General features: G+C 56.6%; 15 protein-coding genes. 9 read left to right on the top strand and 6 right to left on the bottom strand.

Annotated features, from left to right (window positions below; all coding sequences use genetic code 11):
• Nucleotides 1-4: 4 nt before the first annotated feature.
• From LOC70_RS15555 to LOC70_RS15545, 3 genes are all read right to left on the bottom strand, one after another.
• Nucleotides 5-1,180, bottom strand: a complete 1,176-nt coding sequence (locus LOC70_RS15555; protein WP_230254927.1) for a DUF1559 domain-containing protein — start codon at nt 1,178-1,180, stop codon at nt 5-7.
• An 86-nt stretch (nt 1,181-1,266) separates the two neighbouring features.
• Nucleotides 1,267-1,458 carry a hypothetical protein gene (locus LOC70_RS15550; protein ID WP_230254926.1) on the bottom strand — a complete coding sequence of 64 codons (192 nt, stop codon included), beginning with the start codon at nt 1,456-1,458 and terminating at the stop codon, nt 1,267-1,269.
• Nucleotides 1,459-2,021: 563 nt separating this feature from the next.
• Nucleotides 2,022-3,062: a hypothetical protein gene (locus LOC70_RS15545; protein WP_230254925.1), complete on the bottom strand. Its 1,041-nt coding sequence runs from the start codon at nt 3,060-3,062 to the stop codon at nt 2,022-2,024.
• Between the two features lie 318 nt (nt 3,063-3,380).
• Between LOC70_RS15545 and LOC70_RS15540 the strand changes: the two genes are divergently transcribed.
• From LOC70_RS15540 to LOC70_RS15515, 6 genes are all read left to right on the top strand, one after another.
• The gene (locus tag LOC70_RS15540; RefSeq protein WP_230254924.1) at nt 3,381-3,893 is read left to right on the top strand and encodes an acetolactate synthase; all 513 of its coding nucleotides are present in this window, start codon (nt 3,381-3,383) and stop codon (nt 3,891-3,893) included.
• 307 nt (nt 3,894-4,200) lie between these two features.
• Entirely contained in the window at nt 4,201-5,259 is a 1,059-nt protein-coding gene (locus LOC70_RS15535; RefSeq protein WP_230254923.1) for a ferrochelatase, read from the top strand.
• A gap of 102 nt (nt 5,260-5,361) precedes the next feature.
• Complete coding sequence (locus LOC70_RS15530) at nt 5,362-5,673, top strand: Dabb family protein (RefSeq protein WP_230254922.1); 312 nt, start codon at nt 5,362-5,364, stop codon at nt 5,671-5,673.
• Nucleotides 5,674-5,724: 51 nt separating this feature from the next.
• Entirely contained in the window at nt 5,725-6,321 is a 597-nt protein-coding gene (locus LOC70_RS15525; protein WP_230254921.1) for a peroxiredoxin, read from the top strand.
• Between the two features lie 17 nt (nt 6,322-6,338).
• Nucleotides 6,339-7,049 (top strand): hypothetical protein, encoded by a 711-nt coding sequence (locus LOC70_RS15520; protein ID WP_230254920.1) that lies wholly within the window; start codon nt 6,339-6,341, stop codon nt 7,047-7,049.
• 121 nt (nt 7,050-7,170) lie between these two features.
• Nucleotides 7,171-9,612 (top strand): YidC/Oxa1 family insertase periplasmic-domain containing protein, encoded by a 2,442-nt coding sequence (locus LOC70_RS15515; protein ID WP_315857267.1) that lies wholly within the window; start codon nt 7,171-7,173, stop codon nt 9,610-9,612.
• A gap of 101 nt (nt 9,613-9,713) precedes the next feature.
• Here LOC70_RS15515 and LOC70_RS15510 read toward each other — a convergent pair whose 3' ends face one another.
• Nucleotides 9,714-10,445, bottom strand: coding sequence for a CAP domain-containing protein (locus tag LOC70_RS15510; protein WP_230254918.1), 732 nt, complete (start codon nt 10,443-10,445; stop codon nt 9,714-9,716).
• 193 nt (nt 10,446-10,638) lie between these two features.
• Here LOC70_RS15510 and LOC70_RS15505 point away from each other — a divergent pair, with 193 nt between their 5' ends.
• Entirely contained in the window at nt 10,639-11,379 is a 741-nt protein-coding gene (locus tag LOC70_RS15505; RefSeq protein WP_230254917.1) for a dienelactone hydrolase family protein, read from the top strand.
• A gap of 40 nt (nt 11,380-11,419) precedes the next feature.
• Here LOC70_RS15505 and mnmD read toward each other — a convergent pair whose 3' ends face one another.
• On the bottom strand, nt 11,420-12,274 hold the full coding sequence (gene mnmD, locus LOC70_RS15500; protein ID WP_230254916.1) for a tRNA (5-methylaminomethyl-2-thiouridine)(34)-methyltransferase MnmD: 855 nt from the start codon (nt 12,272-12,274) through the stop codon (nt 11,420-11,422).
• Nucleotides 12,275-12,693: 419 nt separating this feature from the next.
• Here mnmD and aspS point away from each other — a divergent pair, with 419 nt between their 5' ends.
• Together aspS and LOC70_RS24505 are read left to right on the top strand one after the other, a co-directional pair.
• Complete coding sequence (gene aspS, locus LOC70_RS15495) at nt 12,694-14,472, top strand: aspartate--tRNA ligase (protein WP_230254915.1); 1,779 nt, start codon at nt 12,694-12,696, stop codon at nt 14,470-14,472.
• A 259-nt stretch (nt 14,473-14,731) separates the two neighbouring features.
• On the top strand, nt 14,732-16,966 hold the full coding sequence (locus tag LOC70_RS24505) for an amino acid permease (RefSeq protein ID WP_315857302.1): 2,235 nt from the start codon (nt 14,732-14,734) through the stop codon (nt 16,964-16,966).
• Between the two features lie 44 nt (nt 16,967-17,010).
• Here LOC70_RS24505 and LOC70_RS15485 read toward each other — a convergent pair whose 3' ends face one another.
• Nucleotides 17,011-17,325 carry a DUF167 domain-containing protein gene (locus tag LOC70_RS15485; protein ID WP_449314296.1) on the bottom strand — a complete coding sequence of 105 codons (315 nt, stop codon included), beginning with the start codon at nt 17,323-17,325 and terminating at the stop codon, nt 17,011-17,013.
• Between the last annotated feature and the right edge of the window lie 20 nt (nt 17,326-17,345).

Here is a 17,345-nt window from a genome sequence, read left to right as displayed (position 1 = left end):
CGAATCAGAATTCCGTGTCAATCACTTCTTTTGCGGCACGGGTTCCCAAGGCACCCCAAACCCCAAACGGCGATTGAGAACCGGGGGCCAAGAAACCACTGCCGTGTCGAACTTGGGCACTGTTGCTGTTGCCGGCCTCGATAGAATCGGTGATGAACTTCACCGCACCGTCGCACATCAAGACGTGGACTCCACCCTGGTGGCGACTGCTCGGCGTGACATCACCTTCCCGTTCTTGGTTGCCTTGAAAACAAAGCTCATCGTTGGGTGCCAGCACCGTGACAAACCCGGTGTACAACGGTCGAGCCAACGCCCATTTGAAACCTCGGCGTTGCTCAGCGTCTCCGGTGAACGGCGTGCTACCATCGTTTCGCCAAAACTGTGGACGATCGGTATCGATGTATTGGCGACACGACAACGCATTGTTCTCACGCCAAACTTCGACGGGACTATCAACCGCATGCGAACGTTTGTCGTAGTCACCCAAGTCCGTGATGATCTCGCCCATCGCGATCGTGTTGGATAGTCCATCTAAGATGGCGCGAAACTTGGTTTGAGTCCGAGGGATGAAGGCGCCTCGGCAAGCACTCTGTTGATAGACACGCAAACCACGACTGGTTCCGTTGTCCGCGGTGTCACCCACGTCACACAACGTTCCCGAGTCCCCCAAGCAAACTGCATAGTTGGTTCGCCCATGGGCCGGCAAACCGACTCCGGGATCGCTGGGACAACGAAAGCTTGGCAGGTTGGTTAGCCATGGATCGTAGGGAACCGCAGCATGGTCGGCCAATTGGCGGTTGGGCCACGGCCCCATCGCTTGGAATCCAGTGTCCGTCGGATTGCTGATCACCTCCCACAAACCTTGCTGTTCAATGAACGGCAGGATGCCCACGAGTGCTGACAGGTCACATCGATTTCCACCGGGAGGATTGATTCCAGTGTCGGGTGGATACTGCGTGAACGTCCCCGAACCATGCTTCGGCATCGCGTTGTATGCCGAGTGGTAGTTGTGGATTGCCAATCCGATTTGTTTAAAGTTGTTGCTGCAACTCATCCGTCGAGCGGCTTCGCGTGCAGCCTGAACGGCGGGCAACAGCAAGCCCACCAAGACACCGATGATGGCGATCACCACCAACAGCTCCACGAGCGTGAACCCGCGGTGTTTCATTCGAGTTGTCATGAAAAAGTCCTTGTAAGGAAAAGTCGTTGTAAGAAGAAAACCAAACCGAAGGAGTCTCAGCTCAACATTTGCCAAGCACCAGAAACTCAATCTGCTTTGGTCGGATCCGATGCAGGCACGTCTTCCTTTGGTTCTTTCAATTCCGGGTTGTCATTGAGGAACTGAGTCAACTCGTCGGTCGAGGTGGCCTCGGGCTGCGACGAACCCTGGCAACCCACCAATGCAACCACACCGGCCAAAGCAACCACACGAGTCAAACGAAGGTCAAAAAACTTCACTGCTACTGCTCCGCAAAACATCAAGCGAGAAAGACTTTCAGAAACAATGCCACGGCGTCGCCAAGAGAGGTTTGAGCTGATCGACAAGACGACCGAAGCTGAACTCTGAATGCAGACCCGAACTCACAAGGCACCGACTCTTGACCGGTCCCGAGATCGCTGCCTGCAGATAAGAAATAACGTCAGGCCACCGTCAGCGGCCACCAAAGCCTATAGAATGCTCATTAATCACAATCGCTCAATGCTCCGGCTGCTTCCATCGCTCATTTTTAACACAATTGCCGGAATCCCCGACGGCCCAAGCATCACAAACCACCCCTTATGGGTGGATCCAGGCAGCCGACCTACAAACGAAACCGGTTTCACAAAACAGATCGACTTTCTGCTTCCGGAAGTCCTGATGAACGCACCGCGTCAACTCGCGCGGTTCCTCTTACATGCGTGACCGGCGGTCATTAAAGAGAAAGCCCGATCCTTGATGGGCATTCGCATGAGGAATGCTTCCGCCAAGAATCGGGCCAAGCGGTGACTGATTCAACTCAACGGAGAGTCACCATTGTCGACTAGCGAAGCTTCGTTTGGTCCGCGATCAAGATCACGCGTTCGCCGATCTTCACGGGGACGCCAGTGACGGTCACTTCGTCGCCTTCGCTTGGTTTGTCTTGTTCAGAAGCCAAACCCATGTCCACCGTCATCATTTTGCCGTTGTCGTTCTTCAGCTTCACGACCACGTGCTCTTCGCCTTTCACCTTCGCAGTCTTGGTCGACTCCACCGTACCTTGGTACCGATTGCCGGAACGTTCGACCTTGTAGCGATCACCCTTTGGTGTGCGAACTTCGGTCGCCACCATGATCGACTTGTCACCTTGCTTCATCATGGGTCCGAAGAAGGTTGCTTGATCGCCTTTGAACAACTGGATTCCGGTCGCGTGCCCACCGAGATCCACCCAAACCTGATCCCCGTTTTCCTGTTGAACTTCCATCATCATTGCAAACTCGTTTGCCCGATTGACGGTCGTCACTTCCTGAATCTTTCCTTTCAACGCGTGACGTTTGCCACTCAGGCCTTCCTTCACTGATTGAGCGATCTCAGAGGGAGGGACGGCGTTTTTGCCGGTGCTGCCCAGTTCCGAATAGTCGTAACTGTCGTACATGCCGTCGCCATCTTCGTCCTCGTAGGTGACATAGGCATCGTTCAAATCATCGCCGTCACTATCGATGTAGCGTGATGCTCGTTCGTAGTTGCCGTCCTGATCGCGGTCGTCGTACGTGATATAGCTTTCGTTGTAATCGTCACTGAAGAATGCTGACGCGGGAATGATGGGTTGATCGTTGTCAGAATCGGAACTGGTCCGCGCATCTTCATAGGAAAAGACTTCATCATCCCAGCGGCCGATGGCTTCGTCAGTGGGGTTGTAATCATTGCCGTCGAACCACTCGGACACGTCATACCAAGCGTCGTCTTCCACTTTGGCACCACGTTCTTCCGGCTCATAGTCGCCGGTCTGTGCAAACGCATTGGAACCAGCGCCGACGGGAACCGAGATGGCTGCGGTGGCGACCAAAGAACGCAAAATGGGTTGGCGTCGATATAGAAACTTCATTGCTGTAACCTTTTGGATCGAGGAGGAAACGCGATCGAAGCGATTCGCGTGGAACACCTCTTGGGATGGCAAACGGCGCGCCGGTTCTCCCATCGGCATCGATCACGCCACTCCTGCGGCGTAAGCTTCCGCCGGGCCCCCATACACCCAGCCCTGCTCACATTGAGCAAGCAAGTCGCTCTTCCATCAGGCTGGTCGGTCTTCACACAGCGAGCGGAGCCCATCCGCTGACTGCGCAGTGGATGGTTTGCCGTCCGGGCGAGGGACCGCTAGACTCCGGCGATTATGCTTTCCCGCCGCTAACATGAGATTGCGAGCATGAGCTTTGGTGCCGGTGCCGACACGCAATTTGAAACGATGCGAGGTCGCGAATTTCCCGCGATCCGTCAGTTCACCATCTTTCTTGAGAATCGCGTCGGGCAACTGCTCGAAGTCGTTCGCCGCTTCGAAGGCACGGGCATTCGAATTGTGGCGTTATCGATCAACGATGCCGCTGAATGCGCGTTTGTGCGGTTCTTGATCAGCGATGCGGACCGCGGCCGGGAAATTCTGGAACGAGCCGGACTGGCGATCATCGAATCCGACTTGGTTGGCGTGGAGCTTCCCGAAGGCCCCCAGCCTCTCCTTCGCGTCTGCACCGCGCTGTTGCAAGCTGAGCTGAACATCATCCAAGCGTATCCGCTCTTCATGCGTCCACATGGCAAACCCGCCGTGGCGATCATGGTCGAGAACATCGATCTGGCCATGAAGACGCTGAATGAAAAAGGATTCCGAATCATCACCGAAGCGGACTTGGACGGCGATGGCATCACGCCGGACGACGGTTTCTGATTTCGTGTCTGAATCGGCGCGGCATGTCACCGATACCCAATCGTGATCTGCTGGAGTGAGCTGCCGCCGCGACTCGCCGAGCCATCATTTGGCGTCCATCAGCATGAAGAACAAACCCGCAACGTGTTCGGTTGACAGGTTAGCTTAATACTCTGCAGCCAGCGCCCCGATCGTCGTGTTCTTTTTATCGGTTTCCTTGCCGATAGATTGGGCGTAGACCGCCTCGCGTGAATGTCACTCGATCACGTCCGTTGCCAACGTTGACATTGTCTTCCTTTCCCCATCGATTCAATCACCTTGTTGATCCATGAGTGAACTCCCTCCCTACGACTCATTCCTGCTGGTTTCCTTTGGCGGACCGGAAGGCCCTGACGACGTGATGCCGTTTTTGGAAAACGTGCTGCGTGGCAAAAACGTTCCGCGGGAACGGATGCTGGAGGTGGCCGAGCACTACAAACACTTCGGCGGTGTCAGCCCGATCAACGAGCAGAACCGCCAATTGATCGACGCCTTACAAAAGCGGTTCGACGCCAACGGAATCGACCTGCCGATCTACTGGGGCAATCGGAACTGGGAGCCGTACTTCGCTGATACGTTGCGGCAAATGCAAAATGATGGCAAGAAACGCGCGTTGGCGTTCTTCACCAGCATGTTCAGTTGCTACAGCGGGTGTCGCCAGTACCGCGAAAATATCATCGCCGCTCGTGAGGAAGTCGGCGACGATGCTCCGCTGGTTGAAAAAGTTCGTATGGGTTTCAACCACCCGGGTTTCATCGCCGCGATGGCAGACAACGTCCGTCGCGCCGCGGAATCCATCGATCAGTCACCAGCCACCACAAAGCTCCTGTTCACGGCCCACAGCATTCCCATGGGGATGGCCGACAACTGCGATTACGAAAAACAGCTTCGTGAATCGAGTCGCTTGGTCGCGGAAGCTTGCGGCGCGACGGATTGGGACTTGGTGTACCAAAGCCGCAGCGGGCCGCCGTCCCAACCGTGGTTGGAACCGGACGTTTTGGACGCAATCGCGGAAATGGACGACGCGAAAAAGTTGGATTCGCTGATCATTCTGCCGATCGGGTTCGTCAGCGACCACATGGAGGTCTTGTTTGACCTGGACGAGGAAGCCGCTCAGCTTTGTGAAGAACGAGGCATCAAAATGGCGCGAGCCTCCTCGGCGGGGACCCACCCTGAATTCGTCGAGATGATCTGCGGTCTGGTCCAGGAACGCCTGGGCGTCTCGGCGGACAAACCGGCGCTCGGGTCATTGGGACCATGGCACGATGTCTGCCCCCAAGACTGCTGCACCTACACGCCACGGCGTCCACCCAGTGCGGCCGGCGGGCGACCGGTTCAAGCCAATTGATCCGATCGCTAGAATCAGCGTCGAGCCGCGTTTGCCAGCTTGGATGAGACTGGCGAAACCTCCACGCGGTGTTGCCGCCCCACCTCCGATTCTTGCGATCCTATGCCTCGACTCGCACACCAAGTTTTCTTCACGACCAAAGACCGCAGCGATGAAACCATCAACGCGCTGCTGGATGACTGCCAAACCTATTTGACCGACCATCCAGGTCTGATCGATTTCGCGGTGGGGCGTTGCGAGCCCGAATACGACCGCCCGGTCAACATGGACTTCGACGTCGTTTTGCACACCGTTTTCGAAGATCGCGCGGCGCACGACGCCTATCAAACAGCGCCTCGCCACTTGGAATTCATCGAGCGGCAAAAGCCCAATTGGGCGGAAGTTCGCGTCTTCGATTCCAATCTTCGCGATTGATTCAATCCACTTCCAAACCACGTTTCACCTCTCAAATAAGATAGAGTCACCATGAGTGTTCTGGTCACCCAAAAAGCTCCTGAATTCACCGCCACCGCCGTCATGCCCGACGGCACCTTCAAGGACGACTTCAGCCTGTCGGACTACAAGGGCAAGTACGTTTTGTTGTTCTTCTGGCCACTGGACTTCACGTTCGTTTGCCCAACAGAAATCATCGCCTTCAGCGATCGAGCCAAGGATTTCCAAGACCTTGGCGTCGAGATCATCGGCGTCTCGATCGACAGCCACTTCACGCACTTGGCATGGACCAACACGCCTCGTAACGAAGGCGGCATCGGTAAGACGGAATACCCATTGGTCGCCGACCTGAACAAACAAATTTCGCGTGACTACGACGTACTGCTCGACGGTGGCGTTGCTCTGCGAGGTTTGTTCTTGATCGACCAAGAAGGCGTTGTGCGTCACCAAGTCGTCAATGACTTGCCACTGGGACGCAGCGTCGACGAAGCACTTCGCATGGTCAAAGCCCTGCAATACTTCGAGAAGAACGGCGAAGTCTGCCCAGCCAACTGGCAAGAAGGTTCGCGTACAATCAAAGCGGACGTTGAAGGCAGCAAAGAGTTCTTCGGCGCTGAATACAACGGCTGATCAAACGAGCTGAATCCATGTGGCAAATCCAAAACTTCACCAATCCCACTCCGGGATCCGCGTGCGATCAAAACGCTGGGCAGTGCTACACCGCTCACTGGATCGCCGATGGACACGATTGGGTTTGCCACGCTGCGGGAGGCTCCAAGGGCATTAGCTTTGGTGATCCGGACGGATCATTGCACGTCAATCTGTTGCCGGTCGGGGACGACACGCTTCCCATCGCCACGGAACAATCCATCCGCGGCGATGTCTGGAACGTGACGCTCCCGCAAGCCGCCGAGTGCCAGTACTCGTTGAAACTAGCGGTGCGAGTGATCGAGGCCAGCGAAACTCGTTTGGTGATTGAACCGACGCTTTCGATTCAAACCCTGCTTCTGGACACTCACCCAACGCTGGACCTGACGGCACTCGGCGATTGCGGTGTGATCTTCGATGAAGGCGACACACTGGGCGATGGGAGCCCGCCGATTTCGACCGTTTCACTCTCTGGCGAAACAGGTTCCATCGCCGTCCTCTTGGCCCCCACCGACGCTCCGTTCACGACGGACTTGCGTCACGAAGGGCATCTCCAACTCCGGCTTTTCGGGGAATTTCTCGAAAAAGGCGTGATCCGAAAGGCTCGTCCCTGGATCATCTTGGACCGAACGGAACAAGGCATCTCAGAGGCGGATTTGAAGGGCTATCTGAAACGATTGTGCGAAACGCCGTTGCCTTTGACGGCCTGAGCCCCAGTTTTTCGCGGTCGCCAATCCCGCTGAAACGCAGTTTGCCTTTTCAAGACCGCGTTGTGCGGCAAGAATAGCGGGCTTCATCCCCCGCCTTCCCCTCCTGATTGGCCGAAGTTCTGTGGAACGCCGACTCTTTTCGTTCATCCTTTCCTCGATGGCGTTTTTCCTGATTTACATGTCCCTTCGGACAATGTTTGCGCCACCGCAAGCTCCGGAAAACGCCGAAGTCGCCCAGGTCGACGAACTCACTCCGGAAACAGAAACGGAAACGACCTCCGAAGCGGAAACCGAGGAGACATCCGCAGAACCCGAGAGTGACGAATCCGACAGCATCGAGCGTCCTGACTCGCCGACTTGGTCGACGCTCGGATCCATGGATCCCAAGAGCGGCTACTTGATGCTGGTCACGCTGAACAGTCGCGGCGGCGGAATTGAGCGAATTGAACTGACCGAGCGAAAAGAAAACGGACGGCTGAAATATCGCCGAGTCGATGTCCGGTCGGGTTACCTGGGTTACCTCGCAGCCGATCCAACCGCGACCGAACTTGGGATCCGCGTCAACATTGTCGGCCCGGGGACTCCAGCGGCACTCGCGACCGCGCCGGGCATCACCGGTGGTCTGCAAGTGGGCGATGTGATCACGGGCTTCAACGGCGAGAACGTCAACAACTTAACCATGCTTCGTGCGGCCATGTTGGAAACAAAGCCGGGTGACACAGCCAAAGTCACCGTGCTGCGTGAAGAAGAATCGATCGAGTTCACTACCGAATTGACGGAACACCCGCTCGACCTGATCCGCTTGGCCGAACATGGCGGCGACGATGAAGTCGACGGCAACCTTTCCCGCTTATCGTGCTTGCTCACCGTCGGACGTGTCGGTCGCCGCGAAATTGAAACCGGACAAAAGACCATCGAAGGGATGGTCGACACCGGCGACCTGATCTGGAACAGCTCAGCCGACGACGGTGCGGTGTCCTACCAACTGCAACTGTCCGATTCGGAGATGAAAGCGATCTCGGGTAAATCCGTGGGACTGCAACGCAGCTACTCATTGCAACCGGGCAGCTACTCGTTGGACATGGATGTGCAACTCGACAACCAAGCCGACGAGGCTCAGGAGCTGGCCTACCGGATCGAAGGAGCCAACGGCATTACGTTGGAAGGTTGGTGGTACAGCAATAAGATCAGTCCCAATTGGGGCGGATCCGCAGCTCGCGACATTGTTTACAAGACCACCGCGGAAGGTCACGAATTGGTTTCGGGCTACGCATTGCTCAAGCGTGCCAAGAATCCAGCCGAAGCGAAGGACCAAACCCTTTTTGCACCCGACTCGGCACCTCCGGCACGCGACCTTCGCTACATCGGCGTTGACGCTCAATACTTCACGGTCGCCATGCTGCCACCGGAAGGACAAGAAACACTCAAAACGTTTCGACGTGCCGCCGCCAACATCGTCGCCGATCCTCTCGCGGTTCCGGAAAACAAAGAACGCGCCGTCAACACCAGCTTTTACCTGGACAGCGTCATCGCCGACGTCCCACCGGGATCATCCATCAAACAATCCTTGCGACTGTTTGCCGGTCCCAAGCAACCCGATGTCATGACCAGCTACGGCTTGGATGACTGCATCTACTACGGTTGGTTTTCGTTTGTTGCCAAACCGCTAGGTTGGTTGCTGCACCTGCTTTCCAACGTCGGCAACTACGCCCTGGCAATTGTCCTACTCACCCTTTGCGTTCGTGGATTGATGTTCCCGCTGTCACGCAAAGCTGCCATCAATGCCCAACGCATGCAGGAGTTGGCGCCGGAGCTGAAGAAGATTGCAGAAAAGCACAAGGACGACATGGAGGCTCGAATTCGAGCCCAAAGAGAGCTTCAGCAGCGTGTTGGCTTCAACCCGATGGCCGGTTGTGCCCCGATGTTCTTGCAACTGCCGATCTTCATTGGTCTGTACCGAACCCTGTCGGTCGACATCGAACTCCGCCAAGCCGCCTTTGCATCGTGGACGACTTGGGCTTCCAACTTGGCCGCTCCGGACATGATGTACTACTGGGGCGACTGGATGTGGGACTACTTGTCCGGCCGCGGGACCGGCTGGTTGGGACCGTATTTCAACGTGCTGCCGATGATCGTGGTGTCGTTGTTCCTGGCCCAGCAAAAGATGTTCATGCCGCCGGCGACGGACGAACAAACCGCGATGACGCAGAAGATGATGAACTACATGACGTTGATCATGGGGCTGTTCTTCTTCCGTGTTCCTGCGGGTCTTTGCATCTACTTCATCACCAGCAGCCTGTGGGGCATTGGCGAGCGCATCTTGGTCAAGAAAACCTTGCCCACAAAACCACACTTTGATCCTGCCATGCTGCAGGGCGGCGACGGTGCCGGCACGGTCCAAGGATCCGTCAACTCCGGCGGTCGATCCGGCAAGGACAATGGCGGCAAGAAAACACCAAGTCTCGCCGACATGGTTCGCCAACGCGTTGCCCCCGAAGAAGAAGCCGCTCCGCTGCCCAAGGATCGTAAACGCCCACCGTCCAAAGGCAAGAAGAAACGCTGATCGCGACCTCATTTTCGCGAATCATCCGCCACTCGGTGAAAGGTGACTTGCGCAATCCTACTGGTCTGTTGGAGGATCTGCGAGGCTGCCGATCACCGGGATCACTCGGATACTTTCCATCCGCTCTTGGTCAGCGTTAACTCCGCCGATTTGCGAATTTCCTTTTCCCCATCCCGCCCTTTGACGCGGAACGTGGTCGGGAAACAACGAGTCAGTTTCAACGTGGTTCGCCGAGGCATCTCGATCTGATCCACGCTGTCATTGGTGGTGATGCTCAGCGTTTGAGTCTTGCCGGAATCGTTGATCACGCTGATCTCGATCTGTTCCGACTTGGGTCGACCAAACAGATGAACGGCGTAGTACGTCACGCCGTCCTCAGTCGCCACCGCCGCGGCCGTCTGCGTGATGTGCGGCGCCACGATGTTCTCGTGGTGTGGCGGCGATTCAATCCATCCAGGCACAAACACTTCGGTCAAGCTTTTAGCGGTGACTTCCGCTGTGTTCGTACGATACGCGATGTTCTCACGGACGACGCAGTACTCGTAGCCTTCCGCCGCAGCACGTTCGGCGGGAGTGTTTCCATCCGCCTGGTGACCATACTTGCCCGACTCAGCCATGAAGGTCGCGAATTTTTTCGCGGTCTTTTGCAACGTTTTGTTGACCTGCAACTTGGCGAGTTCTCGTTCGTCCCGGTAGTCATTGATCCTTGCAACGATCGCCCGTTCCACTTCACGAACCATGTCATCTGGGCTGGATGTCGTCTGAACATCCTCCTGGCCGGACAACGTTCCCACCATCAGCCACACAAACCCCATCGCTATCAAAGACCGCACCGTTTCACCTCAATTACGAATGACCCTTCGTCCAATTCAAACCCCATCCACCGCAACTCACATGCCTATCCGAGTGGCACGAAACGGAAGTCGCGAGCGTCGACATGCCAAACACCTTCGCGAGGAAAACGAACGTGGTAAAACGACCGCCTCGAAAACGTTCCAGCCACGCCGATTCTCTCGATTTCCAAACATGCGAATCCAAGCCCAATCTCACGTCGATTTGCAAACTCCTTCCGGCCCCATGCGAACGCATCTGTTTCGCCCCGATGGCCCCGGCCGATACCCAGGCGTCATCCTGTTCAGTGAGATCTATCAAATGACCGCCCCAATCGCTCGCACGGCGGCTTTGATCGCGGGACATGGGCTGACGGTGGCGGTCCCTGATGTTTATCACGAATACACCGAACTTGGCGAAGCTTTCCAGTACGACAAAGAGGGCACCGATCGTGGTAACAAGCTGAAGATCGAAAAAGAAATCTCCGCCTACGATGCGGACGCAAGAACGGTGATTGACTTCTTTCTGCAAGACGAACATTGCACGGACCAAGTCGGTTCCGTGGGGATCTGCTTGGGTGGACACCTCGCGTTTCGAGCCGCGATGAATCCAGAAGTGAAGTCTGGTGTTTGCTTTTACGCCACGGACATTCATAAGCGAAGTCTTGGCAGAGGCATGAACGACAACACGCTGGATCGGATGGACGAAGTCCACGCGGAAATGATGATGGTTTGGGGACGACAAGATCCACACATCTCGGGCGAAGGGCGACGTCTGATTTACGACGCGATGACCTCAGCGAACATTCATTTCTCGTGGCATGAATTCAATGGCGAACACGCCTTCATGCGAGACGAGGGGCACCGCTATGATCCGGAATTGGCGTTGCTCCTGAATTCCATGATGTGCAAGCACCTCAATCGTCATCTCAAGTGACGCGGTGAAGCCAACGTGGGTTTGTGCAGGACATGGAACATCATGAAGCAACCGATGAGCGAGAAGCGATGAGAACTTCTCGTTTACCGCCTTCCGGCCCCGGTAACTTCTTCACATCGAAACCGACACGCTGCATGTCCCGTCGCACACTGCCTTTGACACAATAGGTGGTCAAACATCCGTGCGATTTCAGCATGTTAGCCATTTCCTGGAACACCGACGTCGTCCAAAGCTCGGGGCAGTTGGCGGGGCTGAAGGCGTCAAAGTAGATCGCATCAAAGCTGCACGAAGAGCCGTCTCGCCAACCCGCTTGCCAATCGACGTCACTCAGCGGACACGGGTCCAAGACCACCTCGGTCCACCGACCGAGAAAAACGCGAACGGGAGTGCATTGTTTGTCGGTGACTTGCGGCAACCCCCGATCCATCTTGACTTGCCATTGCTCGATGATTTCCCGGAGCAGACCCGCAAATTCAGGGTGCCGAAACTCCTTGGCTCGTTCGCCCAGTGACACCACGGTTTGAACAAACTTCGGATCGGACCAATGTTCCGACAACCGCAACTCCGTGTAGAAATTGGCGGGCAGCAACTCCGGCTCCATGACTCGGTAGCGGACCGGCGTCCGAGCACCTTCGGCGATCGCGGCGGTCAAAAACAAATTGGTTCCAGTTCCCAGTCCAATCTCCAGGACATCCGTCGCCTTCGCGGACGTCAGACGCTCGACCACACCGCTGTTGAGCAAATACACCACGATCGATTCGGTGACCGCGCCGCAACCACCGTGGAACGTTTCGTCAATCCGACAATCCCGAAGCGTGCGGCTGCCGTCATCGGAAATCATCCATTCCAGATGTTCCAGCGATGTCGGCAAATGCTTTCGATTGGGGATGGGCATGGTGAGAATCCTCCTCAGACGACAAGTCAGACGAACGGTACAGAGCATTGGGGCAGGGCAGGGCGGCCAAAAGACCTTGCAATCTCGTCCTCTCCAACCATTCTCAATGCCCCAGTTTCCGGCTGAAACGTCTGGAATGCGTCGGTTTCCGCAAAATGAACTCCTTCACGCGTGATCTTCCCCGATCCCTCGCATCGGTGAAAATCGTCCCACTTACGAACGGACGTTGATCGCGTATCCTTTGCAGTTCGTTTTCGCGAAAAATGGATTGCCCATTCGCGACGAAAAACAATTTCCGATCGGTTTTCGATTCTCGCGGCCCATTCGCTGGGCATCGCAAAAAAGTGGCGAACCCGGTCAGCAGATTGTCCTGTCAATTGCATCGTTATCCATCCCCTCGAACCCTTTGATTTCGACCCGTGTTACGAACCCACACCTGCGGCGCGCTTCGCAAATCTGACGTCGGCTCCCCCGTGACCTTGTGCGGATGGGTGGACAGCAAACGAGACCACGGCGGAGCCGTTTTCATCGATTTGCGGGATCGATATGGCATCACCCAAGTTGTCATCGGTCCTCCCGAAGCGGGCGAAACGCTGATCAAACAAGCCGGACACGTGCCCAACGAGAGCGTGATCCTGATCCGCGGCGTGGTGGCCGATCGACTGGAAGGCAAAACCAACGCGAAGCTCGCGACTGGCGAAATCGAAGTCCGCAGCGAGCACTTCGAGATTTTGTCCGCCGCGGAAACGCCTCCGTTCACCCCCGGTCAATCCGATCTGCCCGGCGAAGACTTGCGTTTGAAGTATCGCTTCCTGGACCTGCGTCGCAAGGAAATGCAACAGGCTTTGATCCGCCGCAGCGAGATCATCAAGTGCATGCGTGACTACTTTGCCGAGCACGACTTCATTGATGTCGAGACTCCCATCCTGGGCCGTAGCACACCCGAGGGCGCTCGCGATTACCTGGTCCCCAGCCGTGTCCACCCCAGCAACTTCTACGCGTTGCCCCAGTCGCCGCAGCTCTACAAACAAATCTTGATGGTCGCCGGTTTCGACCGATACGTCCAAGTCGCGAAGTGTTTCCGTGACGAAGACTTGCGAGCCGACCGCCAGCCCGAGTTCACCCAACTCGACTTAGAAATGTCCTTCGTCGATTCCGAAGACATCATCGGTCTGATCGATGGGTTGGTTGCCAAAACAGCCAAGCAGGTTTTGGGCAAAGACATTTCGTTGCCATTGCCTCGCATGACCTACGCCGAAGCGATGCGTCGCTTCGGGTCGGATGCTCCGGATTTGCGTTTCGGTTTGGAAATCGTCGATGTCACGTCGGTGGCTGCGAAAACAGAATTCCGCGTGTTCCGCGGAACCGCCGATGCGGGCAACTTCGTTCGTGGCATCAACGTTAAAGAATCCGCCATGAAGTTTTCGCGGCGTCAGATCGACGAGCTCACGACTTGGGTTCAGCAAGATTTCGGTGCCAAGGGACTCGCATGGTTCCGTGTCGAAGACGATGGCACGTTGTGGAGCCCCATCGCGAAGAATTTCGAGCCGGAACACTTGGCTGAAATCAAAGAACTGCTGGGCGGCGAGCCCGGCGACCTGTTGATGTTCCTGGCCGACACCTGGGAGGTCACCTGCAAAGGCCTGTCCGGTCTCCGCAAACGCTTGGCTGCTGAACTGAAGCTCTACGAAGAAGGCGAGCTGAACTGCAGTTGGGTGACTGAGTTTCCGATGTTCGAAAAGGACGAAGAAGCGGACCGCTATGTCGCCATGCACCACCCCTTCACCGCTCCTCTCGAAGAAGACCTGCCGCTTCTGAAAGAGTCGCCCGAGAAGTGCCGTGCCCAAGCCTATGACTTGGTCATCAACGGCTCGGAAGCCGGTGGCGGAACGATTCGAATCCACAACAGCGACGTTCAATCGCAAGTGTTCGAGTTGTTGGGCATGGACGAAGAAACCGCTCGCGATCGATTTGGATTCTTGCTCGACGCATTGCGGTTCGGTGCACCTCCGCACGGCGGCATCGCCTTGGGCGTGGACCGCTGGGTCATGCTCTTCGCAGGGCTGGAAAACATTCGCGAGGTGATCGCCTTCCCGAAAACTCAGAAGGCTGCCGACTTGATGACCGGTGCTCCCGGTGAAGTCGATGCGGATCAGCTGAACGAACTGCACTTGCGAACGGTGTCGGTCAAGACCTGATCGAAGCCGGGATCGAAACGGCCGAAGCTCGTACACCCCGCCTCAAGTAGCGAAACACGTCAAGAGTTTCGGCATGCATGCTGAGGCGTCGAAAGTCTTGACGACTTTCGCTACGAAATGATCTTCGTTTCCTTCCCGGATTTCATCATCGCCGACTCAAGTAGCGAAACTCGTCAAGCGTTTCGGGCTGCATGTTGAGGCACAGAAAGTCTTGACGACTTTCGCTACGAGTTGAACTTCGTTTCCATCGCCGGATTTCATCATCACCGCTCAACGCCATCTCGGTCTACTTGGAGCCACCAGTGTTGGCGTGGGTGCCATCGTGGGCGGTGGGATTCTGGCACTTGCCGGAGTCGCGTTTGCCACCACCGGCCCATCCGCCATTCTCGCGTTCGCACTGAATGGCGTGATCGCGGTGCTGACGGCGCTCAGCTTCGCCGAGATGGCGTCGAAGTTTCCTGAATCGGGTGGTACCTACACCTTCAGCCGAAAAGTGCTTTCGGTCGAAGCCGCTTTCACGGTGGGTTGGGTCGTCTGGTTCGCCTCCATCGTGGCCGCGGTGCTGTACGCCATTGGCTTTGGCAGCTTCGCCACGCTGCTGATCAGCGAACTGTACGCATCTGGGATCATCACCTCCGCCGACGGTTCCGCCCCAGCTTGGTTAAGCGCGTCGTGGAGCCCCTCCGCGATTGCGATCGCCACCACTTTGTGGCTCGGCATGCTGATGACCTTTCGCTCATCGGGTGGAGGAGCTTGGATCAACGTTGCCAAAGTGCTCGTTTTCAGCGTGCTGATCTTGGGTGGATTTTGGGCGTTGACCCAGCAACCCATCGCTCAATCCACCCGGCAATTGCGTCCCTTTTTAGGTGCGGGCTGGGGCGGACTGATTCAAGCCATGGGATACAGTTTCATTGCACTGCAAGGTTTTGATCTGATCGCAGCGGTCGGTGGGGAGGTCCGTGAACCGGCGAAGAACATTCCTCGAGCAATGCTCTTTTCACTGGTCATTGCACTTTGCATCTATCTGCCGCTTCTGTTCGTTCTTGTCACCGTAGGTTCCGATGGCAGCCTGCCCATCCAAGAATTGGCCGCCGCTGATCCGGAGGCCATCGTTGCAATCACAGCACGCCACTACTTGGGCACTGCGGGCTACTGGTTGGTCTTGGTTGCGGCGGTGCTCTCGATGTTTTCGGCACTTCAAGCCAACCTATTTGCCGCCTCGCGAATTGCGTTGGCGATGTCGCGAGACCAAAACCTGCCCAGCTTTCTCAGCCGCCTGCGAGAAACTTCTGGATCGCCGTGGGGGGCGGTGTTGGTGACCTCCGCGTTGTGCTGCTTGCTGGTACTGCTGCTGCCTGATGTGGCTGCCGCCGGGGCCGCCTCCAGTTTGATCTTCTTGGTGACATTCGCGATCGCTCACTGGCTGACGATCCTGGTTCGCCAACGCAGCGTGCTGGCGCCGCCACCTTTCCGCGTTCGCGGATATCCTGCGGTACCGGTTCTCGGCGGTATGGCGTGCCTCGCATTGGCGGTGTTCCAAGGCATCGCCGTGCCGCAAGCGGGATTGATCACTGTGATGTGGCTGGCGATTGGCGGCGTGTTGTTCTTGAGCCTTTTTGCACAACGTGCGCGTCTGAAAGACGTTTCCAACATCGCAGCCAACCCAGAGCTTTCACGCCTGCGCGGCAAATCACCATTGGTGTTGGTGCCGATCGCGAACCCCAACAACGCTCGCGCCATGATCGCATTGGCTGACACGTTGGTGCCGGCTGCGGTGGGACGCGTGCTGGTGCACACCGTCGTGGTGGCATCGGATCAATGGGATCCGTCTATCGACCCACAACCTCGCGCGCGGATGCACTCGGTGATGACGGAAATCCTCACCGCTTCGACGGAGTTGGGTGTGCGTTGCGAAACGCTGACCACCGTATCGCCCTCACCGATGGAAGAGATCGCTCGCGTCGCGAAACTTCACCAATGCCAATCCGTTCTGCTGGGGCTGAGCGAGATCACTCTCGATAGCAATGACACGCCGTTGGAAGGTCTGCTGGGACAATTGGCCAGTGACGTCGTCGTCCTGCGAGCCCCCAAAGATTGGCATCTCGATGCCAGTCAACAAATTCTGGTTCCGGTGGGCGGACGGGGCGGACACGACTACTTGCTCACCCGATTGCTCAGCAGCCTATCCCGCCAACAACAGCGTCACGTCAAATTCTTACGTGTGGTCCCGACGGATACGTTGCGGTCAGACCAGAAACGGATTCGCAAAGAGCTGGACCGAACCTCGCGAGTCAATGCGGGCCGGGTTTGCGAACGAGAGGTTGTCCTGAGCAACGATCCGGTCGCCACCATTGCGGAACGTGCCGGGGATGCCGGCTTGGTCATTCTTGGGGCTCAACGTTTGGGACCACGCCGCAAACTGTTCGGCAACTTCACTCGCGAAATCGCGATGCACACCGATTGCCCAATGATCATCATCAGCCGCCGCGGCTGATGAAACTTTCGGACGATCTGCCATCTGTTTAGTAGGCATCTCGTTCAATCTGCCGCCGCTTGTAAACGCGCCATCGCGGACAGCAATTCGGCATCGGATGCGAATTGCACTTCGACCGTTTTCAGCCGCGAGGTGTCACCAGAGACGATCGCCAATTGACTCTTGCTGATCCCGAACCACTTGGCCAACGACGCCACCACCGCTCGGTTGGCTTTTCCGTTTTCAGGAACCGCGTGAACGGACACTTTCAGTGCGCCATCATGCAGCCCTCCCACACTGGCCTTCTTCGCTTTCGGAGTGACCCGCACCCGAAAGCGACACAACAAACCATCGCAGTCCATGTGTGGTGCCAAGTTCACAACTCAACACCTGCGCAGCG

Origin of the sequence: Rhodopirellula halodulae (genome assembly GCF_020966775.1) — a bacterium.
Classification (GTDB): Bacteria; Planctomycetota; Planctomycetia; order Pirellulales; family Pirellulaceae; genus Rhodopirellula; species Rhodopirellula halodulae.
This window is presented reverse-complemented; position numbering and strand designations above follow the sequence as displayed.